The following is a 22,146-nucleotide window of genomic DNA, read 5'->3' as shown; positions in this document are numbered from 1 at the left end:
CCTATCCCTTGACTCCGCCGAACGTCAGACCCGCGATCAGATGCTTTTGCACCAGGAATGTCAGGATCAGAGCCGGTATGATGATGATGACCGCCATTGCGCTCATCCCGGCCCAGTCGATGGTGAACTGGGCGGTGAAATCCATCAGCCCTACCGGCAACGTCTTGCTGTCGGTGGACCGCGTAAGCTGGCTGGCCAGCGCGTATTCGTTCCAGGAGGTCAGGAAGGCGAAGATCGCGGCGCTGGCGATGCCGGACTTTGCCAGGGGGAACTCCACCTTCCAGAAGGCTTGCCAGGGTGTGCAGCCATCGATCTGTGCCGCCTCGGAAAGATCGCGCGGCACCTGCCGGAAGAAGCCCTCGGTCAGCCAGATAGTAAAGGGTACGTTGATCGCAGTGTAGACGATTATGACCCCCAGCTTGGTGTCGATCAGCCCGGTCCAGCTCCACAGGATGAACAGCGGCAACGAAAGCGCGATTCCCGGCACGGTGCGCGACAGCATCAGCCACAGGAACGCCGAGGATTTGCCGGGAAACCGATAGCGTGCGAAGGCGTAGCCGCCCGACATGCCGATTGTCACCGCAACCACCGTGGATGTGACCGAGATCACCGCGGAGTTCCAGAAGTAGGAGCCGACCGGAATCCCCACGACATTGTCCCCCAGGCCGAAGATCGCCCGGAAATTGTCGAACGACAGGTCGCGCGGAATCCATACGGCAGGTTTGGTTAGGATTTCCCCGTTCGGGCGGAAAGCGGAAAGCACCACCCAAAGGCCGGGAATGCAGATCGCCAGCATCACCAGGAAGGTGGCGACCCAGATCAGAAAGTCCCTTTGCCCGCGGCTCATCAGAAGGCTCCCAGGTGTTGCCGCGCCGCCATGAGCTTGCGGAAGAAAAACCAGGTGAAGAAGATCGACAGCAGGATGGAGACATAGGCCATTGCATTGGCCCGCCCCATCCGCGCGTCGTCATAGGCGGTGCGGGCGATCAGCGTCCAAAGCAGTTCCGTCCGCCCGGCGGGGCCGCCGCCTGTCATCACATCGACGATGTCGTAGGCCCGCGCGACATCGAGTGAGCGGATAGTCATCGCGATATAGATGAAGGGCATCAGGAACGGTAGGGTGATATGCCGGAAGACCTGCCAGGAGGTGCATCCATCCACGCGCGCCGCCTCGATCGGGTCGCGGGGCATGGCGAAAAGCCCGGCCAGGATCAGGATCGCGAAGATCGAGGTCGACATCCATATTTCGGCAAAGGCAATCGATCCGAAGGCAAGCCAGCGATCCACCAGGAAGGGAATCGCCTTCTGGCTCAGGCCCAGAGATTGCAGGGCGTTGTTCACCACGCCGATCGTGTCGTTGAACATGTACTTGAACTGGAAGCCGACCAGGATCGGTGAGAACATCATCGGAAACATCATGATCGTCCGCATGGTGCGCTGGCCCCAGGTGATGCGGTTGACCATCAGCGCAAGGCACAGGCCCAACAGCATCTCAAGGTTCAGCGCGACGGTCAGGAACAGCACCGTTCGCCACAGCGCGGCCCAGAAATCGGCGTCGGTCAGGACCCGCGCATAGTTGCGCAGTCCGATGAAATCCCACAGGGACTCCGGCCGGATCAGCCGATAGTTTGTGAAGCCGGTATAGAAGGAGAAGATCAGGGGCAGTAAAACCACGACCAGTATGATCATCACGGCCGGGGCCAAAAGCGCCAGGGGCACGGCATTGTTCCTGACATATCGGCGCATCCGTTTCATGCAGTCGCTTTCCTTTGCACGCCCGAAGGCGCAGCCCTTCATCCGGATTTGGGGCGCACCCGCCCCGAAGGGCAAAGCGCCCGGCGGCAGGCAGGGTCAGTTGTACCCGGCATCTTCCATGATTTCGTTCACCTCCTTTGCCGCGTCGTTCAGCGCGTCCTCGACCGATTTGTCGCCGACGATCGCCGCCTGGAGCTGGGGCCAGAGGGCATTCGACACCTCACCCCATTCCGCGATCAGCGGGGGCGTGAAGGCATGATCGCGCATGGACTCACCCCAGACCTCGAAAACCTCGACCATGAAGTCGTTGTCCTGGTCCTTGAACTCGGCGATGATGTCGTCCCACACCTGTGTGCGCGTGGGCAGCAGGCCCGTGCGTGCCTCGATCATCTGCGCCTCATGGCTGGTCAGGAAGGTGATGAAGCTTGCCGCGGCCTCCTTGTTTTCGCAGTTCTGCGTTATCGAGAAGCTGTGCGAGCCGGACCAGCCCGTGCGCTTTCCGCCCGATCCTTTCGGTGCGAGAACCACCCCGATGTCGTTCCGGATGTTGGAATCCTTGCTGTTGAAGAACCCCGCCCAGCCGGCCCAGTCGAGGTCGAAGGCCACATTTCCGGCCGCGAAGCCGAGGCCGAGATCGTCCCAGACATAGTTCGGCGTTCCCGCCGGAACCGCCTTTTCCTGGTAAAGTCCGGTGAACCAGTTCAGCGCCTCCTGGCCCTCCGGCCCGTTGAAGGCCGCCGTCCAGTCGTCGTTGAAGAGCTTGCCGCCATTCGCGACGAGCATCTCATAGAAGCGCCCGGTGATCGCCTCGTCCTTGCCGGCGAAGTGGGTGCCATAGCGGTTGGGCGGATCGGCGAAGAATATCGCCTGGTCGCTGGCCTGGTTCCAGGTTTCAGGCGGCATCAGGTCGTAACCGTATTGCGCCTTGAATCTGGCCTTGTTGTCCGCGTCTTCATAGAGCGATCTGACGTAGAACAGGTTCGAGACATCGGAATGGCGCGGCAGCGATACAAGCTTTCCGTCAACCGTCGCGTGGTCGATGACCAGCGGCGAGAATGCCGCGATCACATCCTGGCCGACCAGGCCGTCAAGCGGCTGGTTCATTGCCGCATATTGCGGGGCAAAGTTGGTGTGGCTGGAAAATACGCAGTATTCGACACCGCCGGCGGCGATGTCCTGCTTCATTTCGCGGTCAAGCTCGAAATGGCTTTTGCGCGAGAGAATGTCGACCCGGGCGCCCGTCGCGGCCTCCCACTCTGGGATCAGCGTGTAGAGCGGCTCATACTGGGCGCCGCCAATCAGCTTCACGCGCAGGGTGTAGTTTTCGAAGTTTCCATAATCCTGGGCATGAAGCGGCGTCACAAGCGTCAGTATCGCGACCGTTGCCGTGAAGGATTGTTCAAACAGTTTCATTGCGCCTCCCCTTCATTTTTATATGAGTACATCATGCATCAATGAATGACCTTGCAATGTCAACTATTTTCTAGTCAATGTCATATTTATGAGTGAATGAGGGGGCGATGGGAAAAGAACCGGCAGAAATTTCTCGCTACCGCGCACCGGCGCTGGACAAGGGGCTCGATATTCTGGAGTTGCTCGCGGCTTCGTCCGTGGCGTTGACACAGGCGGAAATCGCAAAGGGACTTGGCCGTGGGCCGAACGAGATCTACCGCATGCTCGACACCCTTGTGCGGCGCGGCTATGTCATCCGAAACCCCGACGGGGACCGCTACCTGCTCAGCCTCAAGCTGCTCGTGCTTGCCGACATGCACCCGCCGCGGCGCCGGTTTCTCGACGCGGCTGAGCCGTTGATGCGCGACTTCGTGGCCCAGGCGGAGCAATCCGTCCACCTGGCGATGCAGGAGGAGGGCGAAATCATCATCGTCTCGTCTTTCGCGTCGCGCGGAAACTGGCGCATATCCTTGCGCACCGGGTCCGTCATCGGGGTGTACAACACAGGCTCCGGCATGGTCCTCGCCACATTCCAGACACCTGAACTGCGCGCGCGGCTCCTAGCGGCGCACAAGCTGGTGGCGGGCGAAACCGAGATGCCGCCGCAAGAGTTTGCGGATCGTCTTGAGCAAATTCGCCAAAATGGGCACTTGTGCAGCGAAAGCCAGACCACGATCGGGGTCATGAACATCTCGGCGCCCATCCTCGACCCGTTCGGCAACGCGATCGCGGCACTGACATGTCCGTTCCTCAAGCGTATCGACAGTTACAGCGCCCCGGACATGGACCAGGCGTTGGCCATGCTCTGTTCGACCGCGGCCGAAATCACGCGGCAAATCTTTGGCCCCGTAAGCACAGGAGGGCCCGAATGACACCAGTCTCCGCCAATCAGCCGACGTCCCGGTGCCCGGAAATCACTGCCCTCGGTATGGGTTGTGCCTCCCTTGCCGGGATATTCCATCCGGTTCCCGAACCCCAGGCCCTGGCCACGATCCGGGCCGCGCACGAAGCCGGGATCAGATATTTCGATACCGCCCCTTTTTACGGGCATGGCCTGTCCGAACACCTGGTTGGCGCAGCCCTGCGCGGTCGGGATGCGGTTGTTTCCACGAAAGCGGGGCGCTTGCTACGCCCCGGTCCCATGGCGGATCCCGGCGCCTGGGTCGCCCCTTTGCCTTTCACACCCGTCTTCGATTACTCCCATGATGGCGTTCTGCGCAGTGTTGAGGATTCGTTGCAGCGCCTTGGCCGGGATCGGGTCGACATCGTTTACCTGCACGACATCGGGTCCCAGACTCACGGATCGGAGCGCGGCCCCGCCCTGTTTCGCATGGCGATGGAGGGTGGTTACCGTGCCCTCGACAGGCTGCGCTCCGAGGGCATCCTGTCCGCCATCGGGCTCGGCGTGAACGAAACCCGGGTCTGCCTTGACGCGCTCGGCCATGGCGACTGGGATGTCTTCCTGCTGGCCGGGCGTTACACGCTGCTGGAACAATCTCCCCTCGACGACCTCTTCCCCGCATGTACCCGTGCCGGAACCCGTATCGTGATTGGCGGTCCGTTCAATTCCGGCGTCCTCGTCGGTGGTGAAACCTTTGATTACGGGGCGATTCCCCATGCCGTGGAAAGCCGGGTCAGGACGATTCACCGGATCTGCGATGCCCACGCGGTTGCGCTTCCCGCCGCCGCCCTGGCCTTTTGCGCCGCGCATCCTCTGGTGAAAAGCACCATTCCCGGCCCGCGTTCCGTAGAGGAACTTTCCCAGATTTTGGGCTGGTGGCGTACCCCGATCCCCGCGGCCTTCTGGCGCGATCTGAAAACCGAAGGCCTGCTGCGGCAGGATGCTCCCGTTCCGGAGGAACAAGATCATGAAAATTGACAGCCATCACCATTTCTGGAGCCTCGCGCGCGGTGATTACGGTTGGCTGACGCCGGACCTGGCGCCGATCTACCGGGATTTCACGCCTGCGGACCTGGAGCCGCTTCTGGATGCGGCGGGTATCGACAAAACCGTGTTGGTCCAGGCCAGCGATACCATCGCTGAAACCGAATTTCTGTTGCGGACCGCACGGGCACATGACCGGATCGGGGGGGTTGTCGGCTGGATTGAAATGGACGCGCCCGACGCCCTTGATGTGCTGGACCGTCTTGCCGCCGACCCGAAATTTTGCGGCATCCGGCCGATGATCCAGGGCATCGAGGATGATGAGTGGATCCTGCGTCCGAGCCTAGACCCCGTCTTCGAGGCACTTGAAAGCCGGGGGCTCACCTTTGATGCGCTCGTGCTCCCCCGCCATCTGAAACCGCTGCGTGCCCGGTTACGGCGCCACCCGAATCTGCGCTGCGTGATCGACCATGGTGCAAAACCGGAACTCGCGAAGGGCGATATTGCCGCCTGGGCGGATGATATAAAGGCGGTTGCTGCGGAAGCGAATGCCTTTTGCAAATTGTCCGGCCTGCTGACCGAAGCCGGGGACGACCCGACTCTGGCAAAAATCCGTCCGGTGGCCGAACATCTGATATGTGCCTTTGGGCCGGCCAGGCTGATGTTCGGCAGCGACTGGCCGGTGGTGAATCTCGCCGGCGATTATCCGGGGTGGCTGGAGATGGTGGAGGCCCTGATTTCGGGCCTTCCGGCGGAGGATCGGGAGCGGATCATGGGGGGCACCGCGCGCGCGTTCTACCGTCTCTGAGGGGACGCGCCTTGTGTGTGGGGGCGCGCCTTGTGGCGCATTTTCGCGAAGACGCTGGTGCCGCGATGCAGGCGCTGTCCGCTCCGGGCGCGGCCCGCGGTATCGCTTTGGTTCTGCGATGGCAAGCTGCAAGGAGACCGGCGCGGAGCGCCTCACGTGCTCCGCGCCAAAGGTTTACCGGAACAGCGACAACAGGGATTGCGGCGCTTGGTTGGCGATGGACAGTGCCTGTGTGCCAAGCTGTTGTTGTACCTGCAACGCCTTCAGCCGTGCCGAGGCCTCTTCCATGTCGGCATCCACCAGCGTGCCGATCCCGGCATTCATCGAGTTCATCAGTTTGCCGACGAATTCGTTCTGGATATCGATCCGGCGTTCGACAGACCCGAATTCCGAGGCGGCGTTCACCGATTTCTGAATCAGCCCTTCAATGGAGGTCAGGGCATCTTTCGCCCCCTGGTCGGTGGTCACGTCGAAGCCGGACAGTTCCCCCAGACCACCACGCGCGACCTGGATGCCAATTTCGAGATCGCCGGCGGTATCGTTCTCTACCGTGCCGGCAGTATAAACGACATTGGTGATACCGGCATCGGTAAGGGCCGCGCCAACAGCCGCATCGATGGCCGCGTCGTCATCGCCTTCGGCAATCGTATAGCTGGCGGTTTTGTCCCCCACGGTGATGGTGATCACATCGCCGGCAATGATCTCGTCAAGATTGTCGTTGTCGACCGTGACGTCCGAAGCGGGAAGGGCCGCGCCGCCACCCTGGAAGGTAAATGCGGCCCCGACCGTCGCACCGGCGCCGACAGTCCCGACGGCTGCGGTGTTTGTGCTGTTGGTGCCCCCGACGCGGAGATCCTGGGCGGCCACGCTGATGGAGTTCGCGGTCACGTTCCCGGCGCTGTCGCGGTCGAGAGAAGAAAGAATTTCCGTCGCGTCCGTGGTGCTGCCGTTGAGGAAGTTGAGCCCGTTGAACTGGGCGGACCCGACGACAGACTTGATCTGCTCGGTCAGGGCTTCGACGTCGGTTTGCAGCTTCTCCCGGTCCACGTTCGATTCCTGGGCCGAGGTGATCTTGGTTTTCATCTCTTTCAGGAGGTCGGTGACGGACTCCGCCGCGTTACGGGCCACCGCGACCGTGGATTGGCCGAGCGCCAGGCTGTCAGAGATGGTCTTGAACCCCTGAACGTCCGATTCCATGACCTTGGCGATGGCCCATACGGCGGCGTTGTCCTTGGAGGAGGCAACGGACTTGCCGGTGGAGATTTCGCCCTGAGTCTGGGCCAGGTCCTTGTTGATGCCTTTCAGGGTTTGCAGGGCCACCATGGCCGAATTGTTCGTGAGAATGCTGGACATATTGAGTTTTCCTCGTGAATAGCGCAATGCGCCAGTCGGTTGACCGCCCGTTCCGGGCGAGCGAAACGCCTTCTGACGAATGCGAGACGGGGATTGCCGCATCCAGCCCCGCGCCACCGTTTCCGGTGCGCAGGCCAAGATCGGGGCGAATCTCTAACATCCGGTTAAGCCGGCCGGGTTTTCCGCCCCGTTTACCTGGGCTATGAGCGTTCCGATACCGGCCTGTCTTCTTTGCGGGGCCGGGCTTGCGCTTGGGGGCGCGTTCGGGGTGCTTGACTTGGCGGGGCCGCTGGCCCATATGCCACGGGACGCTGCGCTGCCGCGTGAGCATGCCGCGCCTTCGGGCGCATCAGCGCAAGACGATCCACAGTTCCCCATCACGCAGGGTTCCTGATGCGACGGCCGGATGCCGCGGGAGACGCCCGCCCGTCCCGAGGCCGCCCAGACCCTCGCAGCTTCCGCCCATGGGTGGGTGCCGCATCACCGCCGCACGGCCAGGGGCCGACGGCATGAACAGGACATATCTTGACCGATTTCGAATTTCTCGGCCTCGCGCCGAAACTGACCGCCGCACTGACCCGTGCGGGTCTTACCCAACCGACCCCGATCCAGTCAAAGGCGATTCCGCTTGCTCTGGCCGGGCATGACGTGTTGGGCCTTGCCCAGACCGGCACCGGCAAGACGCTGGCCTTCGGCCTGCCGCTGATGGATCACCTGCTGGCGCGCCCCGGAAAACCTGCGCCCAAAACCGCCAAGGCGTTGATCCTGGCGCCCACGCGCGAACTCGTGAACCAGATTGCGGAAAGCCTGGGGGCGCTGACCGGGGGCACACGACTGCGCGTCGCCACGGTGGTTGGCGGGCAATCCATCAACCGGCAGATCGGGGTGCTTGGCCGGGGGACCGATATATTGGTGGCCACACCGGGCCGCCTGATCGACCTGATGGAGCGCGGCGCGGTCGATCTTGGCAGCGTGCGCCACCTGGTGTTGGACGAGGCCGATCAGATGCTCGACCTCGGATTTATTCACGCATTGCGCCGGATCGCCCCTGAACTGGGGACACCGCGTCAGACCATGCTGTTTTCGGCCACCATGCCCAGACAGATGGAAGAACTGTCCCGTGCCTACCTGACCAATCCGTGCCGGGTACAGGTCTCACCGCCGGGCAAGGCGGCCGACAAGGTTGCCCAATCGGTTCATTTTCTCGACAAGCCGGGCAAACCGGCAAAGCTTCGCGAGATACTGTCACGCGATGCCGGTGCGCTGACGCTGGTCTTTGCACGGACGAAGCATGGCGCGGAAAAGCTGATGAAAAGCCTTGTCGCCGATGGCTATAACGCGGCGTCGATCCACGGCAACAAGAGCCAGGGACAGCGTGACCGCGCCATCCGGGCCTTTCGCGAGGGCACGATTACCACGCTGGTGGCGACGGATGTGGCGGCACGCGGGATCGACATTCCGGGGGTGGCTTATGTCGTCAATTATGATTTGCCGGAGGTCCCTGACAATTATGTCCACCGTATCGGCCGGACTGCCCGTGCCGGACGGGAGGGTGAGGCGATTGCCCTTTGCACCCCCGAAGAGACGGGCCTGTTGCGTCAGATCGAAAAACTTATGAAGGCCGCGATCCCGGTGGCCAGCGGGACCCGTCCCGAAGGTCCGGTGGAACAGGGCCGGGGCACGGGGGGGCGCCCAAGGAAGCGTGGCCGGGCCGGGCCGGGCAAACCGCGCGGGGACAAAGCCCCCGCCCGCAGGCGCCGCCGCAAGGCCGCATGATCCTTTGGTGGCAGGCCGGCGCGTTCCGGCCTGCTGTTTTCGGGGCCCCGACCCCCTGTTCCTGCATGGTTCCTCGGGCAGAGACGGCAACCGCGCAATATGCCTGACCGCCGTCTGGCCCCCATCGCCTGTGGGTCTGCGTTACGGAGAACGCCGCTTTGGTCCTGCGGGCGATCTCGGGTCTGTTCTCTCCTGAAGCCCGCGGTCTGGTGGCGCGTCTCCTAGCGCGCGGATACCACCGTCGCACACTGCCGAGGCAGGTCCGCCATCGTGTAGTCACGGGGGTGGCGCTGCTTCGGTGCGGGTTTGGAGGGGGTTTTCGGCGGGTTCAGGTAGTCGGTCACCCACCATGTCAGTGTCTCGTCACAACCGTTCCCGCCTTTCGACAGCTCTGCCACCGTCGGGCGCTGATCCTGGCACCCGGGGGAATCGCCGGGACATTTGAGCCGCACGTGAAAATGGTAGTGATGCCCGTAGATCGGGCGGATCTTTTGCAGCCACCCCTTGTCGGCCCGCGTTGCGGTCTTGCACAGCGCGATCTTGACCGGAGGTGTCACGAAGACCCTGTCCACCGCGCGATCCGAGGCTGCCGCCTTCAGGATCTCCGCGTGGGCGCGTGTGAAGTTGCCGTTTACTCTGCGTTGGTCGGCGCTGCGCACGGAGATGGAGGACAGGCTTTCACGTTCGGACCGGGTCAGGTTGAGCCGCCGGGGCGGCAGCATCCAGATATCGACATCGAGCCCCACCTGGTGGGAGCGGTGTCCAGATGTCATCGGCCCGCCCCGCGGCTGGCTGATGTCGCCGATGTAAAGGCCCGCCCACCCGTGGCGGGTGGCTTCGCGGCTGAGGCGTTTGATGAAGGCGATCGTTTCGGGATGGCCCCAGTTTCTGTTGCGGCTCAGCCGCATGGCCTGCCATGTGGGGCCGGTTTCGGGCAGTTCCTCCGCCCCCGCGATACAGCCCTTTGCATAGGCGCCGAAAACCGCCGGTTTGTGCGGTGAGGCGCTGCGCTGCGCCCCGAACAATTGTTTGGCCGGCGGTTCCGCCCCCGCCGGAAGGGCCAGCCCGAGGGCCAGCATCAGGATCAGGAAAATTCGTGCCATTTCTCCGCCTGTTCGCCATCTGCTTTGACGAATAGTAACAGAAAAAGTCCCAGTCCGAAAAGAATCACCAGAGGCAGGATGCCAAGCTGCTGGCTACCGGTCATGTCGGTGACCAGACCGATGGAAACCGGCGCAAGGAATGCCGTCGCCTTGCCCGCCAGCGCATAGAGCCCGAACGCTTCGGTCATGCGCGCGGGGTTGGCCTGACGCACCATCATCGTGCGGCTGGCGGACTGCATCGCGCCCCCCGCCGCGCCGATGGCGGCGCCCAGCCCGTAGAACGCCACATCCGGCAAGACCGATCCCGCCCCCACGGCGACCCCGAACACCGCCTCGCGGGAGACGAATGCGACCGCCAGCGCCACGCCCGTCAGGACCAGAAGACAAAACAGAATTACCGGCTTTGGGCCAAAACGGTGGTCCGCCTGTCCGCCAACCCACGCAAAGACCCCACCCGCCAGCGCCGCCAGGATGCCGAATATCCCGACATCGACCACCGACCACCCCAGCACCCCGGCGGCATATATCCCGCCGAAGGCATACATCCCGTTCAGGGCATCCCGGTAAAACATCGACGACGCCAGATAGGTCATCAGGCTGGGCGTTCGGGGGAGGCGGCGCAGGGTGGCGCGCAGATCCGGCAAGGCGACGCGCAATGCCTGCGCCAGCGGTACGGCGCGGTGATGTGGAGCGTCGCGCATCCACATGAAGAACGGCAGCATGAACAACACGTACCACGCGGCGACGAAAGGCCCGACAAAGCGCGTTCCTTCCCGTGCGGCCGCATCCAGCCCGAAAAGTGGCGCGATTCCGATCAGTGTCACGCCGTCCGCATTTTCCGCGAACATCGTCAACATCATGATCAGCGCGATCAGCCCGCCGGTATACCCGAAGGCCCAGCCGGTTCCGGAAATCCGCCCGATTTCGTCGCGTCCGCCCAGTTCGGGCAGCATGGCGTTGGTGAAGATGGTGGTGAACTCCATTCCCACCAGCCCGATCCCGAAAAACAGCAGGATGAGCGGCAGGCTGAAATTCCCCGGTTCGGCCCACCAAAGCCCGGTTGCTCCCAACACGTAAAACACGGAGAAAAAGACGATCCATGCCATTCGCCGCCCACCGTTGTCGGCCACGGCGCCCAGGACCGGCGCAAGGCAGGCGATGACAAGGCCCGCTGCCCCCACGCCATAGCCCCAGGCGGCTTGCGCCGCCGTGCCATCGTCCAGCAGGTCTTTGATGTAGGGGGCGAAGATGAAGGTCAGCAACAGGGTGCTGAAGGGCTGGCTGGCCCAGTCGTAGAACCACCAGCCCCAGATGCGCCGTGATGCCATGCGTTTCCCCCTTTGCAGGCATCAAACCGTGTGCGGGGATGCCGCGCAAGCCCCCAGGTGGCAGACTTATTGTATTCAGAGTCGGCAGAGCCCGGCCGCGATCGGCGCAATGGCCGAAAGGGAGACCTCTGGGTGCCGGTCGAAGCGCACTGCATTCCGCCGCCGGTTCTGCGTGAGGTTGCCGGACGTGATTTCGATCCGGGATGCGCGACGTTTGTCGTATCGAAGCGCCTTTCCAGTCGATGCCGGCCTGGGATTCATGCGTGGCGCCTTTTGCTTTCCATGCCCTGGGAACCAGCCGGAGGCAGGTTGCCGCGCGTCGCGACCGCCTGCCTCCGGGCAACCCCGCCTGTGTCGCCCACTGCTTCCCTCTTGATGGTTCTGGGGTGCGCATCCCAGCCGGCGTGTATCGCATATGCAATCCTGCGCGAGTGATGGGGTCATTTCGCCCGACACGTGCCGGTCTCCGTCCCGCGGCTGGCGATGGCTCTTGGGAGGGCGCGGCATCAGCGGGTTCATTTTCCCGTCCGCCAGCCAGAACAGAGCGCGCAACATGCCCGCATCGGTTCGGGCGCCATGCAGGCTGTCCGGCCGCAAGCCGGTCAATGGTCTCCGCAGCTAGATTTCGGGTGGCCAGGGGCGCGTCGCATCGGCGGCGATCCAGTTGCGCACCCACTCCGGCAAGGGGGGGGAGATCACGCGTGCGCCCATCGCCTCCATGACGCGTTCGGGCCGGACGATGCCGGTCGCATCTGTCACTGCCGAGCGATAAAGCGCGTGGTTTGCACAGGTTCCCTTTCGCCACATCCCCTGCTCGATATAGATGAACTTGTCGTCCCAGCCGACACAACGGCTGCGGGTCTCGAACCGGTCGAACATCTTGACCCGGCGGCGATACCGCACGCTGACACCGGCCATCGTCAACCCCCAGCGGTTGGCCCTGAGCACCGCGATCAACCCCACCCGCTTCGCCAGTGGCAGGCGGCCGAGATCCAGCAGGGTCAGTGTCCGGCCGTTGTTGAGTTCCATCCAGATGTCCAGATCCCACGGCCAGCAGATATGGGTGGACACATGCGTCCCCGTCAGCGGCAGGGGCGGTGCATGGCGGTGAACGTGGAACTCCTTGATCAGGCGCAGGAAGGGGTACATCGGCGGCTCCTTTCAGGGCGCAGGGCACCTTGATGCGCGGGGTTCGTCAAGCGCGACGCGGCGGAATGCGGTTGCGTGATGCGCAAAGGCCGCTTACCTCTGGGGCAAACGTCGCAACCGGGGCTGTCCATGACTTCGCTTTTCCAGATTATCCTGCTTGTTCTAGACGTGGCGTGGTTCATCATCATCGTCCACATCATCATGAGCTGGCTGATCAGCTTTCAGGTACTCAATCTCCATCAGCCGGTCGTGGCGCAGATCTGGGGCGGGGTGAGCCGGGTTCTGGCCCCGATCTATGATCCGGTCCGCCGCCTGCTGCCGGACACGGGGGGGTTGGACCTTGCCCCCCTGATCGTGCTCTTGGGCATATATGCCCTGCGGATCATCATTGCCAACAACATCTACGCCTTTGCCTGAGGCGGGGACCACCGCAGACCGCGCCCGCGAACGTCTTGTTTCTGTCTTCGGGTTCCAGAGTTTTCGTCCGGGACAGGCGGAAATCGTGTGCGCGGTGATCGCCGGGGAGAATATCCTGGCCATCATGCCCACGGGCGGGGGGAAGTCGCTGTGCTACCAGTTGCCCGCCCTCTGCGGGGAGGGCGTGACCGTGGTGATCTCCCCCCTGATCGCCCTGATGCGTGACCAGGTCCGTGCCCTGCGCGAAGCAGGGGTGGAGGCCGGGGCGCTGACCTCGGCCAATACAGAGGCCGAAACCGGGGCCGTCTGGGCGGCGCTGCGGGAAAGGCGGCTCAAGCTGCTTTACATGGCACCGGAACGGCTGGCCTCTGGTGCCACGCTGGGGGTTCTGCGTCGGGCGGGCGTGACGCGCATCGCCGTGGATGAGGCCCATTGCGTCAGCCAGTGGGGCCATGACTTCCGCCCCGATTACCTGCGCATCGGGGCGCTGCGCAAGGCGCTGAACGTACCCCTGGCGGCCTTCACCGCCACCGCGGATGCCGAAACGCGGGAAGAAATCGTTGCCCGCCTGTTCGACGGAACCCCGCCGAAAACCTTCTTGCGCGGGTTCGACCGGCCCAACATCCACCTTGCCTTCGCGCCCAAGGACAGCCCCCGCAAGCAAATCCTGGCCTTTGCCGCCGCGCGCAAGGGGCAGGCGGGGATCGTGTATTGCGGGACCCGGGCCAAGACCGAAAGCCTGGCCGGCGCGCTTGTCCGGGCCGGGCACGCGGCCTGTCATTACCACGGGGGCCTGGACCCCGCCGACCGGCGCATGGTTGAGGACCGCTTCCAGAAGGAAGACGGGCTGATCGTCGTTGCCACCGTGGCGTTCGGCATGGGGGTGGACAAGCCCGATATCCGCTGGGTCGCCCATGCCGACCTGCCCAAGTCGATCGAGGCCTATTACCAGGAAATTGGCCGGGCCGGGCGCGATGGCGCCCCTGCCGAAACGCTGACGCTCTATGGTCCCGAAGATATCCGCCTGCGCCGCGCCCAGATCGACGAAAGCCCCGCCCCGCCGGAGCGCCGGGCCGCCGACCACACCCGGCTGAACGCGCTGCTGGGTCTGGCTGAGGCCCTGACCTGCCGTCGCCAGACCTTGCTGCGCTATTTCGGGGAAGAGGCCGCCCCCTGCGGTCACTGCGACCTGTGCGAGGCCCCGCCCGCCCTGTTCGATGCCACGGAGGCCGTTCAAAAGGCACTTTCTGCGATTTTACGCACGGGGGAAAATTTCGGCGCCGGTCACCTGACCGACATCCTGACCGGCACGCCGACAGACAAGGTTCGCCAGCGGGGGCATGACGGCCTGCCCACCTTCGGTGTCGGCAAGGAGTTCAACCGCCCCGGCTGGCAGGCTGTATTCCGCCAGATGATGGGCCATGATCTTGTCCGCCCGGACCCGGAGCGTCACGGTGCCCTGTGTCTGACTGAAAAGGCACGCCCGGTCCTGAGGGGGGAGAAGATCACCCTGCGCCGAGACACCATCCGGGTCCGCAAGGGGCCGGTGGTGAAAACGCAGGTCAACGACGAGGATGCCCCGCTGCTTTCCGCGTTGAAGGCCCGCCGCCGCGCCTTTGCCGAGGCTGCGAATGTGCCGGCCTACGTGATCTTTGCCGATCGCACCCTGATCGAGATGGCCGAGACCCGGCCCGGCACGCTGGATGCCATGGCGCGTATCACCGGCGTCGGTGCGAAAAAACTGGAACGCTATGGCCCTGCCTTTCTGGAGGTCGTTACTGGCGCGCCCGCCCCCACACCACATCCGGCCCGGCGCAAACTGGCCGGTCGCCCGGCCGGGGATCTGCTCGACCGTCTGCACGAAGCTCAACTTGAACTCAGCCGTGGCGCCGATGGGACGGAGAAATTTCTGTCCTGCACGTATACCACCTTGCGCCACATCGCCGAACGCCGTCCGCGCACCCTGGCGGACATGGCGCGCCTGCCCGGAATGGGGCAGCAAAAGATCGACCGTTTCGGGGGCGCCTTCCTGAAGATTCTCGCAGACGGTTGAGCCACGCCCCTTTCCAGGAAAAGGACCCCGCGATGCTTGTTGTGATCTCGCCCGCCAAACGGCTTGACCTGACGCCGGTGGACAGGCCCACCACCCGACCCGCCTTCGAGGCGGATGCCGCCCATCTGGTGCAGACCGCCCGCCGTCTTTCCGTGAACGATCTGCAACGACTGATGGACATGAGCGAGAGGCTCGCGGCCTTGAATGCCGAGCGTTTCGCGGCCTTCTCCGAAAACCCGCCCTCCGAAGCCACGAAGCCCGCGGCGCTTGCGTTCGACGGCGATACCTACGCGGGGCTGGAGGCGGCCTCGCTGGATGAGGACGATCTGCGCTTTGCGCAGGGGCACCTTCGCATCCTGTCCGGGCTTTACGGCGTGCTGCGCCCGCTGGATGCGATTCAGCCCTACCGGCTGGAGATGGGCAGCAAGCTGAAAACCGGCAAGGGGCGGTCGCTTTACGAGTACTGGGGGGACCGGCTGGCCGGGGCCCTGAACGCGGCGGCGGCGCAGGCAGGCACGGATATTCTGGTGAACTGTGCCAGTCAGGAATATTTCAGTGCCGTCATGCCCGAGGCGCTGAAACTACGCGTCATCACGCCCGTTTTTCTTGAAAACAAACCGGATAAGCCGAAAGTCGTCAGTTTCTATGCGAAGAAGGCACGGGGGGCCATGGCCCGTTTCGTCGTCACCCGCCGCCTGACGGATCCCGAAAGCTTGTCTGAGTTCGACACCGGCGGCTACCGCTATACCCCCGAGCTGTCCGGGGCTGACCGTCCGGTTTTCCTGCGCGGCTGATCCGGTGTGGCGGGCTTGCATCCGGGCGGGGCGTGTGCGTTCAACAGCCCAACCAGCCGCGCGCGGCGCAGGGGCTTGGTTTCATAGCCGTCAAGCCCGGCGTCCAGAATTTCCGCGTCATCGCCCGGCAACGCATGAGCGGTCAGCGCAATGACAGGGGTTCGGGGGGCGCCTTGCGCCGCTTCCCGCTCACGGATACGGCGGGTTGCTTCTTTGCCGTCCATGCCCGGCATGGAAATGTCCATAAACACCATGTCCGGGCGCTCCCGCTCCCAGGCCTCGATCGCGGCGGGGCCGGAGTCGACCAGTTCCAGGTCGATGTCGAGGTGTTTGGCCATGCTGGTAAAGACCAGCCGGTTGGTCTGGTTGTCGTCCACCGCCAGTACGCGCATCCGGCGCGCGACAACCGCGCCGGGGGCGACCGGCAGGCACAGATCCACACCGAAACACGACCCTGTGCCCGGTTCGGATTCCACCCAGATCCGGCCGCCCATAAGGTCCACCAGGCGCCGCGTGATCGACAGCCCCAGCCCGGTGCCTTCGAACCTTCGGTTCTTCCGGTCGTCGACCTGATTGAATTCGCCGAAGATGTGCTCCCGCATCTCGGGGGCGATTCCGATGCCGCTGTCGCTCACGGTCAGACGCACCTGCCAGCACCCGCCCTGCGCGTGTCCGCCGATGCCGACCTCGACCCGGCCCTTTTCGGTAAACTTGACAGCGTTCCCGACAAGGTTTGTCAGGATCTGGCGGAGCCGCCCCGCATCCCCCATAAGCCGGCCCGGCAGGGCAGGATCGCAAGTCACCGAAAGCGTCAGCATGCGCCCCGCGAAGGCGTTGCGCATCAGGCCCACGACCTCCTCGGCCAGGTCCTTCAAGTCGAAGGGGGCCGTGTGGAGTGTCATCTTCTCGGCCTCCAGCTTGGAGAAGTCGAGGATGTCCCCCAGAAGCCTCAACAACGTTTCGCCCGACTGACGGATGGTTTCGGCGTAATCGCGCTGTTCCCCGGTCATTTCCGTGGCGCATAAAAGGTCGGCCATGCCGACGACACCGTTCATGGGGGTGCGCAACTCATGGCTCATGGTGGCGAGAAAGACACTTTTCGCGCGGCTGGCGGCATCTGCCGCCCGGCGGGCCTGTTCCAGAACCTGCTGCTGGGCCTTCTGTTCGGTGATGTCCACCCGCAGCCCGGCCACCCCGCCATCGGGGGTGCGTTTTTCCAGAATGCGCACCCAGCGCCCATCGGCGAGCTTTTCCTCCACCAGCCCACCGGTGATCTGATGGCAGGCCAGCCGATGGGCCATCCATTCCCCAGGGTCTTTGCCGGTCAGGTCGTACTGATTCTCCTGAAGGCCAAAGCGCAGCAGGTCTTCGAAGGATGTCCCCGGCCTGATCCGGTTCGCGGTCCTTGCATAGATCTCGCGGTATCGTTCGTTGCACATCACCATCCGGTCGTCCTGGTCAAACAGGACGAAGCCATCCGGAATCGCCTCCAGCGCGGCGAGGGTGCGCATGGTTTCGGTCATGTCGACGGTGAGCGTGACAAGATCCCCCGAGGGTGCGAACCGATCGACAACCTTGATGTAGCGCCCGTCCCAGAGCCGCAGGACGCGGGGGGCGATCGGTGTCCGGGCGAGGCGATCACGGGCATTTTGCAGCCACGTCCCGATCTCAAGGCCCTCATTGTCGAACAACCCTTCCTCCAGAGACAGGCGCAGGATATCGTAATAGCACGCGCCGGGGCGGACATCTTCCAACCCCTCGAACATCGCGAGATAGGCCGGGTTGCCGGCGGCGAGACGAAGGTCGGGGTCATAAATGGCAAACCCGTCGCGGATAGCTCCCAATGAGGCCCATAACCGTTCTTCCGCCAGTGCGGCGGCGCGGCTGACCTGGCGCAGTTCGACCTGTACGCTGGCATTGCGGCCCGCCAGCGCCTCGGCCCGATTCCGGGTTTCGCTGATCTCGTGCGAAAGCGTGCGCGCATGGCGGGCCAACTGGCGGTTTGCCTCGCTCAGTTCACGGCTTTTCTGGTGTAAAAGCCGCTCTGCGGCGAGGCGCGCGCGCCGCTCCTCTGCCAGTTTTTTCGCCAGATCCATGCACGCCTCCGATCCCGGATGCGCGGATCGTGGTGGAACAAGATGAATAATCGTTTACCGCCGGTAAGGCGGAGGTCAGATCCGCTCCAGAGCCAGCGCGATACCCTGGCCGCCACCGATGCACATGGTTACCAGAGCGCGTTTGCCGCCGATGCGCTCCAGTTCGTAAAGCGCCTTGACGGTGATGATCGCGCCCGTCGCCCCAACCGGGTGCCCCAGTGCAATCGCGCCGCCGTTCGGATTGACGCGCGCGGGGTCGAAGCCCAGCGCGGCGCTGACCGCCAGGGCTTGGGCGGCAAAGGCCTCGTTGCTTTCGATCACGTCGAAATCGTCGGCCTTGAGGCCGGTCCGGGTCAAAAGCGCCTCTACAGCCGGGATCGGGCCGGCCCCCATGATGTCAGGCCGTACGCCGGCATGGGCATACCCCAAAATCCGGGCCTTCGGAGACAACCCGGCGGCGGCGTCTTCGCGGGCCAGAACAAGTGCGGCCGCCCCGTCGTTCAGGCCGCTGGCGTTGCCCGCGGTCACGGTGCCGTCTTTCTGGAATACCGGGCGCAACCCGGCCAGGGCATCGGCGGTTGTCGCCTTTGGATGTTCGTCGGTTGTGAAAGCGGCGGCTTCGCGGCGTTGCCGGACCGGAACGGGCACGATCTGGTTGTCGAACCGGCCCTCGGCAATGGCGCGGGCGGCGCGGGCCTGGCTTTCCAGTGCGAAGGCATCCTGCGCATCGCGGGTAATTCCGTATTCCGCGGCAACGTTTTCAGCGGTTACGCCCATGTGGCCGGTTCCGAACGGGCAGTTGAGAGCCCCCAGCATCATGTCCGCCGCGCCCGCGTCTCCCATTTTCTGGCCCCAGCGGGCAGCGGGCAGGATGTAGGGGGCGCGGCTCATGGATTCGGCACCGCCCGCAAGCCCGAATTGGGCGTCGCCCAGCATCAGTGCCTGTGCGACCGATACGATCGCCTGTACCCCGGACCCGCACAGTCGGTTGACGTTCATCGCGGGGGTGGTGTCGGGAATACCCGCCTCCATCGCTGCGACGCGGGAAAGATACATGTCGCGCGGCTCGGTATTGATCACATGGCCGAAGGCCACGTGCCCAATCCGCCCCGGTTCCAGGTTGGCGCGCTCCAGCGCGGCGCGGGCGGCGATGGCCCCCAGGTCAATGGGCGGGGTGGCGGCAAGGCTGCCGCCAAACGTTCCGATGGCGGTGCGCACGCCGCCGAGAATGACAATGCCGGTCATGTGTGACTCCCTTGGTCTCCCTGAGCGCACAGTAGCAGCCGCACCGGGAAAGGGCACAAGAACGTGGCGTTCACAGATCGGAGAGTTTGCGCAACCCGGCCTTGAGGGACTCGTAATCGGGGCCGATCATGGAAGCGATTTCATCCTGAAAGTCCAGGGCAAGGGGAACGACCTTGTCCATCAGGGCGCGTCCCTTGGAGGTCAGGCGCATTTCGATCAGGCGCCGGTCGGCGGCGTTTTCCTGCTTGGAAACATACCCTGCCTCCACCAGGTCGGCCCCGGCCCGCGAAACCTTGGATTTTTCCATGTTCAGACGTTCATGGATTTCCCGCACGCTGACCGGCCCCTGTTCCAGCAGGCACATCAGCACGCGCCACTCCGTCACCGACAGGTCGAAATGCGCCCGCAGACGTGTCGCGCCTTCGCGGCGGATGCGTTCCGATGTGGCGTTCAACTGATAGGGGAGGAACTCCTGAAGATCTAAACGGCTCAAATCCTTTGGTGTCATCGGTGGTCCTTTTGGCAGTCAAGAGCGATTGACCGATTTGCGGAGCGGCTGTTGTGTCGCGGAAATCGCTGTACCGGGTTCTGGTGCAGGCGGTTTGCACGGGCGAAAACTGTTAAAGATGAACAAAAACAACAACACGGTATCAATGGCCCCTCGTCCCGGTCAGGTCAAGGGCTTCATATGCGTCAGAGCGCCTGATCCCCTGACCGGGGGATTCCACTCGGTGCGGATTGGCCTGTGTTCGGGGCAATGACTCCGTTTGGAGGCAGGCCTTCCCCGAGATCACGGTCCAGACCTGCATCGTTCACCTGATCCGGCATTCCATGAACTTCTGCAGCTGGAAGGACCGCAAGGCGGTGGCCGCCGATCTGCGCCCGATCTACGAGGCCCCGACCGCCGAAGAGGTCGCCCGCCAGCTGGACGTCTTCGAGGCGAATTGGGGCGGGAAATATCCCTCGACCGCCCCGGCCTGGCGCCGGGCATGGTCCGAGGTCACCCCGTTCTATGCTTTCAGCGCGGCGATCCGGAAGATCATCTATACCACCAACGCCGTGGAATCGCTGAACCGGGTGCTGTGGAAAACGCTGAAGACCAAAGGCTCGTCCCCGACCGAAGAGGCCGCCATGAAGCCGATCTTCCTGGTCATCCGCAACTTCGAGAAGGGAGGCCGTGCCGTCCGGGAATGGGTTGCAGCCCGCAATCATCCGGCCATAATGTCCGCTGGGCGCTTCGATGCCTGACCGTATCTGAAAACCGCATGGGCTCGGTCAGATACACAGAGTTTCGGATACTCCCGTCGTCGAGTGTGACGCGCACCTGATCGTCGGAATCCGGGTCTTCGGCCTTGCCGTCCTCGCCTTCCGGCGTTGCGTCCTCGGCCGGATCCTCCGGGTATTCCTCGTCATCAGTTCTGCCTTTGCCGCTGCCGATCTCATCGTCTCCGCCGTCAAGGGTGTCGGTCTTGTGATCCTCGTCGGTGAAGTCCTCAAAGGTGTCGGCAACAGCCTCCAAATCGCTGTCCTCCATGGGTCAACGTCTCCTGTGCTCTGCGATTTTGCAGGTATGGTCCGCGGCTCAGGCCACGGAACCCCGTGCCGGACGTTTGGTCTTGCCCTCCGCGAGGGTCTTCAACTTCGTCCGCAGGGATCGGATGGCGCCAATTTCACCTCTGTATTGGGCGTGGCGCGCTGTCTCGGTCGGGTCGGTCGCGATCAGCGCCTCCATGGCGCCGCGCTCCAGCCCGTCCAGTATCTCGTTCAGAAACTGGTCCGTGTGCAGCCGGTGGGCCTCGCCGCTGGGCTGGATTTCAAAGTCGTGTTCGTCTGTCATTGAAATCTTGCACCCTACGGCTTGCCTGTCCGGGGGCTTGAACTTCGCCCCCGGAGTAACTACGTCCAACACCGAGCGCTGGGCAAAACAGCGGTACAGGGCGGCCTTTGGCCGGTGGTTGGCCTTCCACCACAGCGCTCATTTTTCCCATAATTTCGTTCCGCCAGAGTTCAATGCTCTGTTGAGCGAGGTCTTTCCCCTTACTGACTGGCCATAGCCGTCAGGGAACCCAGTCGTCACCCCGTAGTACTGGTCTTTGATCCCCAGAATTCGATCCCAGATTCCGCCGGGTTGATACTCGGCAATGACGTAGCGGTTTTGCCCTTCGCGCTTGACCAGCATCAGCCGTCCGTTGATCTGCTCCACCACAACGTCGTGGTTCTTCGCAACGTCCTCGATCAGATCAAACCCGTCTGCGTAACCCAAAGCGCGGGCCCGTCTGTGTTTGTCCGGGGAGATATGGGCCGCTCCAAAACCGTCAGGACCTGGAACCCCTTCCTGCATTCGGATCGGTGCCCGTGGAAAACGCCCCTGTGACGCTGCCTCTATTTCAGGACCAATTTGCTCTAAAGCGGTTTGCGTTTGATTTGAATCGACTTGGGATTCACAGGCCAGATTTTTCTCCGGTTCACTTCTGTTGGGAGGTGGATCATGGGCAAACCTTACTCTTTGGACCTTCGGGAACGGATTTGCGCTTGCGTCGCTGAGGGCAACTCGGCCCGTTCAGCGGGGCGGCTGTTCGGCGTGAGTGCAGCCACGGCGGTGCGATTGGCAGCGGAGCATCGTGAACACGGTAAGGCGGTTCCCAGGCCACAAGGTCGCCCCGCCGGTCAGTTCGGCAAACTCGCCCCGCACCGGGATTTTCTGCTGGAGATCGTGCAAGCCGGACCGGACATTACGCTCAAGGAATTGGCCGCCGCCCTCGTCGAGACACATGGCGTGGAGAGGGACTGTAGCATTAACCGCGCTATTTGGCGACCTTCCTGCTTTTTGCGGTCGGTCATGGCGCGTCAGTCACCGTTCAAGCATCACCGTTTTCCGCGTGACATCATACTTTGCGCGGTGCGGTGGTATCTGCGCTTCCCGCTGTCCTTC

The 22,146-nt window shown here is 63.5% G+C and carries 20 protein-coding genes and 2 pseudogenes; 9 read left to right on the top strand and 13 right to left on the bottom strand.

Features of this window, described 5'->3' with window-relative positions; genetic code table 11:
- Nucleotide 1 precedes the first annotated feature (1 nt).
- The 3 genes from C8N32_RS07200 to C8N32_RS07190 all read right to left on the bottom strand — a co-directional run bounded on the left by C8N32_RS07200 (nt 2) and on the right by C8N32_RS07190 (nt 3,168).
- Nucleotides 2-847, bottom strand: a complete 846-nt coding sequence (locus C8N32_RS07200; protein ID WP_107891916.1) for a carbohydrate ABC transporter permease — start codon at nt 845-847, stop codon at nt 2-4.
- Nucleotides 847-1,755, bottom strand: a complete 909-nt coding sequence (locus C8N32_RS07195) for a carbohydrate ABC transporter permease (RefSeq protein WP_242509497.1) — start codon at nt 1,753-1,755, stop codon at nt 847-849. Before C8N32_RS07195 ends, C8N32_RS07200 begins: the two co-directional genes overlap by 1 nt.
- Before the next feature lie 96 nt (nt 1,756-1,851).
- Nucleotides 1,852-3,168, bottom strand: a complete 1,317-nt coding sequence (locus tag C8N32_RS07190) for an ABC transporter substrate-binding protein (RefSeq protein ID WP_107891914.1) — start codon at nt 3,166-3,168, stop codon at nt 1,852-1,854.
- 107 nt (nt 3,169-3,275) lie between these two features.
- Between C8N32_RS07190 and C8N32_RS07185 the strand changes: the two genes are divergently transcribed.
- Genes C8N32_RS07185 through C8N32_RS07175 form a run of 3 tightly spaced genes read left to right on the top strand, consistent with a single transcriptional unit; the run spans nt 3,276 to nt 5,900 of the window.
- Entirely contained in the window at nt 3,276-4,079 is an 804-nt protein-coding gene (locus C8N32_RS07185; protein ID WP_107891912.1) for an IclR family transcriptional regulator, read from the top strand.
- Nucleotides 4,076-5,086: an aldo/keto reductase gene (locus C8N32_RS07180; protein ID WP_107891909.1), complete on the top strand. Its 1,011-nt coding sequence runs from the start codon at nt 4,076-4,078 to the stop codon at nt 5,084-5,086. Before C8N32_RS07185 ends, C8N32_RS07180 begins: the two co-directional genes overlap by 4 nt.
- Nucleotides 5,076-5,900: an amidohydrolase family protein gene (locus C8N32_RS07175; protein ID WP_201132358.1), complete on the top strand. Its 825-nt coding sequence runs from the start codon at nt 5,076-5,078 to the stop codon at nt 5,898-5,900. Before C8N32_RS07180 ends, C8N32_RS07175 begins: the two co-directional genes overlap by 11 nt.
- A 174-nt stretch (nt 5,901-6,074) precedes the next feature.
- On the opposite strand, the gene C8N32_RS15480 is transcribed toward C8N32_RS07175, so the two are convergent.
- Nucleotides 6,075-7,253 carry a flagellin gene (locus tag C8N32_RS15480; protein WP_107891907.1) on the bottom strand — a complete coding sequence of 393 codons (1,179 nt, stop codon included), beginning with the start codon at nt 7,251-7,253 and terminating at the stop codon, nt 6,075-6,077.
- 525 nt (nt 7,254-7,778) lie between these two features.
- On the opposite strand from C8N32_RS15480, the gene C8N32_RS07165 reads away from it, so the two are divergent.
- On the top strand, nt 7,779-9,029 hold the full coding sequence (locus tag C8N32_RS07165) for a DEAD/DEAH box helicase (RefSeq protein ID WP_107891905.1): 1,251 nt from the start codon (nt 7,779-7,781) through the stop codon (nt 9,027-9,029).
- A gap of 221 nt (nt 9,030-9,250) precedes the next feature.
- Here the strand turns inward: C8N32_RS07165 and mepA are convergent, their stop codons facing one another.
- From mepA to C8N32_RS07145, 3 genes are all read right to left on the bottom strand, one after another.
- Nucleotides 9,251-10,132, bottom strand: coding sequence for a penicillin-insensitive murein endopeptidase (mepA, locus tag C8N32_RS07160; RefSeq protein ID WP_107891903.1), 882 nt, complete (start codon nt 10,130-10,132; stop codon nt 9,251-9,253).
- On the bottom strand, nt 10,114-11,460 hold the full coding sequence (locus tag C8N32_RS07155) for an MFS transporter (RefSeq protein WP_107891901.1): 1,347 nt from the start codon (nt 11,458-11,460) through the stop codon (nt 10,114-10,116). Before C8N32_RS07155 ends, mepA begins: the two co-directional genes overlap by 19 nt.
- A 618-nt stretch (nt 11,461-12,078) precedes the next feature.
- Nucleotides 12,079-12,609, bottom strand: coding sequence for an acyl-CoA thioesterase (locus C8N32_RS07145; protein ID WP_107891896.1), 531 nt, complete (start codon nt 12,607-12,609; stop codon nt 12,079-12,081).
- Between the two features lie 129 nt (nt 12,610-12,738).
- Between C8N32_RS07145 and C8N32_RS07140 the strand changes: the two genes are divergently transcribed.
- Genes C8N32_RS07140 through yaaA form a run of 3 tightly spaced genes read left to right on the top strand, consistent with a single transcriptional unit; the run spans nt 12,739 to nt 15,873 of the window.
- Nucleotides 12,739-13,026 carry a YggT family protein gene (locus tag C8N32_RS07140; RefSeq protein WP_107891894.1) on the top strand — a complete coding sequence of 96 codons (288 nt, stop codon included), beginning with the start codon at nt 12,739-12,741 and terminating at the stop codon, nt 13,024-13,026.
- A complete protein-coding gene (gene recQ, locus C8N32_RS07135) occupies nt 12,980-15,079 on the top strand; it encodes a DNA helicase RecQ (RefSeq protein WP_107891892.1) in 2,100 nt (699 codons plus the stop codon). The genes C8N32_RS07140 and recQ overlap by 47 nt, the downstream gene beginning before the upstream one ends.
- A gap of 32 nt (nt 15,080-15,111) precedes the next feature.
- A complete protein-coding gene (yaaA, locus tag C8N32_RS07130; protein WP_107891889.1) occupies nt 15,112-15,873 on the top strand; it encodes a peroxide stress protein YaaA in 762 nt (253 codons plus the stop codon).
- Here yaaA and C8N32_RS07125 read toward each other — a convergent pair.
- The 3 genes from C8N32_RS07125 to C8N32_RS07115 form a co-directional block, all read right to left on the bottom strand.
- Nucleotides 15,822-17,969 (bottom strand): hybrid sensor histidine kinase/response regulator, encoded by a 2,148-nt coding sequence (locus tag C8N32_RS07125; RefSeq protein ID WP_107891887.1) that lies wholly within the window; start codon nt 17,967-17,969, stop codon nt 15,822-15,824. The genes yaaA and C8N32_RS07125 overlap by 52 nt on opposite strands.
- Before the next feature lie 75 nt (nt 17,970-18,044).
- A complete protein-coding gene (locus C8N32_RS07120) occupies nt 18,045-19,214 on the bottom strand; it encodes an acetyl-CoA C-acyltransferase family protein (RefSeq protein WP_107891885.1) in 1,170 nt (389 codons plus the stop codon).
- Between the two features lie 70 nt (nt 19,215-19,284).
- Complete coding sequence (locus C8N32_RS07115) at nt 19,285-19,722, bottom strand: MarR family winged helix-turn-helix transcriptional regulator (protein ID WP_107891883.1); 438 nt, start codon at nt 19,720-19,722, stop codon at nt 19,285-19,287.
- Nucleotides 19,723-19,991: 269 nt separating this feature from the next.
- On the opposite strand from C8N32_RS07115, the pseudogene C8N32_RS07110 reads away from it, so the two are divergent.
- A pseudogene (locus C8N32_RS07110) lies at nt 19,992-20,462 on the top strand (transposase); the annotation flags it as partial.
- Here C8N32_RS07110 and C8N32_RS14845 read toward each other — a convergent pair.
- The 3 genes from C8N32_RS14845 to C8N32_RS07100 all read right to left on the bottom strand — a co-directional run bounded on the left by C8N32_RS14845 (nt 20,365) and on the right by C8N32_RS07100 (nt 21,555).
- Complete coding sequence (locus tag C8N32_RS14845) at nt 20,365-20,748, bottom strand: hypothetical protein (protein ID WP_146159688.1); 384 nt, start codon at nt 20,746-20,748, stop codon at nt 20,365-20,367. The pseudogene C8N32_RS07110 and the gene C8N32_RS14845 sit on opposite strands and share 98 nt — an antisense overlap.
- A gap of 48 nt (nt 20,749-20,796) precedes the next feature.
- The gene (locus C8N32_RS07105; RefSeq protein ID WP_107891881.1) at nt 20,797-21,051 is read right to left on the bottom strand and encodes a hypothetical protein; all 255 of its coding nucleotides are present in this window, start codon (nt 21,049-21,051) and stop codon (nt 20,797-20,799) included.
- A 138-nt stretch (nt 21,052-21,189) separates the two neighbouring features.
- Nucleotides 21,190-21,555, bottom strand: coding sequence for a hypothetical protein (locus C8N32_RS07100; RefSeq protein WP_146159687.1), 366 nt, complete (start codon nt 21,553-21,555; stop codon nt 21,190-21,192).
- Between the two features lie 147 nt (nt 21,556-21,702).
- Between C8N32_RS07100 and C8N32_RS15295 the strand changes: the two are divergent.
- Nucleotides 21,703-22,146: pseudogene (locus C8N32_RS15295) on the top strand (hypothetical protein); the annotation flags it as partial.

The sequence above is a fragment of the Rhodovulum imhoffii genome (assembly GCF_003046545.1).
Lineage (GTDB): Bacteria > Pseudomonadota > Alphaproteobacteria > Rhodobacterales > Rhodobacteraceae > Rhodovulum > Rhodovulum imhoffii.
The sequence above is the reverse complement of the archived record's forward strand: the minus strand, read 5'-3'. Positions and strand labels throughout refer to the sequence as shown.

What these genes read in the sequence shown, in the direction of transcription:
- C8N32_RS07200 (WP_107891916.1), bottom strand. Translation starts at nt 847, where the DNA reads ATGAGCCGCGGGCAAAGGGACTTTCTGATCTGGGTCGCCACCTTCCTG.
- C8N32_RS07195 (WP_242509497.1), bottom strand. Translation starts at nt 1,755, where the DNA reads ATGAAACGGATGCGCCGATATGTCAGGAACAATGCCGTGCCCCTGGCG.
- C8N32_RS07190 (WP_107891914.1), bottom strand. Translation starts at nt 3,168, where the DNA reads ATGAAACTGTTTGAACAATCCTTCACGGCAACGGTCGCGATACTGACG.
- C8N32_RS07185 (WP_107891912.1), top strand. Translation starts at nt 3,276, where the DNA reads ATGGGAAAAGAACCGGCAGAAATTTCTCGCTACCGCGCACCGGCGCTG.
- C8N32_RS07180 (WP_107891909.1), top strand. Translation starts at nt 4,076, where the DNA reads ATGACACCAGTCTCCGCCAATCAGCCGACGTCCCGGTGCCCGGAAATC.
- C8N32_RS07175 (WP_201132358.1), top strand. Translation starts at nt 5,076, where the DNA reads ATGAAAATTGACAGCCATCACCATTTCTGGAGCCTCGCGCGCGGTGAT.
- C8N32_RS15480 (WP_107891907.1), bottom strand. Translation starts at nt 7,253, where the DNA reads ATGTCCAGCATTCTCACGAACAATTCGGCCATGGTGGCCCTGCAAACC.
- mepA (WP_107891903.1), bottom strand. Translation starts at nt 10,132, where the DNA reads ATGGCACGAATTTTCCTGATCCTGATGCTGGCCCTCGGGCTGGCCCTT.
- C8N32_RS07155 (WP_107891901.1), bottom strand. Translation starts at nt 11,460, where the DNA reads ATGGCATCACGGCGCATCTGGGGCTGGTGGTTCTACGACTGGGCCAGC.
- C8N32_RS07145 (WP_107891896.1), bottom strand. Translation starts at nt 12,609, where the DNA reads ATGTACCCCTTCCTGCGCCTGATCAAGGAGTTCCACGTTCACCGCCAT.
- C8N32_RS07140 (WP_107891894.1), top strand. Translation starts at nt 12,739, where the DNA reads ATGACTTCGCTTTTCCAGATTATCCTGCTTGTTCTAGACGTGGCGTGG.
- recQ (WP_107891892.1), top strand. Translation starts at nt 12,980, where the DNA reads ATGCCCTGCGGATCATCATTGCCAACAACATCTACGCCTTTGCCTGAG.
- yaaA (WP_107891889.1), top strand. Translation starts at nt 15,112, where the DNA reads ATGCTTGTTGTGATCTCGCCCGCCAAACGGCTTGACCTGACGCCGGTG.
- C8N32_RS07125 (WP_107891887.1), bottom strand. Translation starts at nt 17,969, where the DNA reads ATGGATCTGGCGAAAAAACTGGCAGAGGAGCGGCGCGCGCGCCTCGCC.
- C8N32_RS07120 (WP_107891885.1), bottom strand. Translation starts at nt 19,214, where the DNA reads ATGACCGGCATTGTCATTCTCGGCGGCGTGCGCACCGCCATCGGAACG.
- C8N32_RS07115 (WP_107891883.1), bottom strand. Translation starts at nt 19,722, where the DNA reads ATGACACCAAAGGATTTGAGCCGTTTAGATCTTCAGGAGTTCCTCCCC.
- C8N32_RS14845 (WP_146159688.1), bottom strand. Translation starts at nt 20,748, where the DNA reads ATGGAGGACAGCGATTTGGAGGCTGTTGCCGACACCTTTGAGGACTTC.
- C8N32_RS07105 (WP_107891881.1), bottom strand. Translation starts at nt 21,051, where the DNA reads ATGACAGACGAACACGACTTTGAAATCCAGCCCAGCGGCGAGGCCCAC.
- C8N32_RS07100 (WP_146159687.1), bottom strand. Translation starts at nt 21,555, where the DNA reads ATGCAGGAAGGGGTTCCAGGTCCTGACGGTTTTGGAGCGGCCCATATC.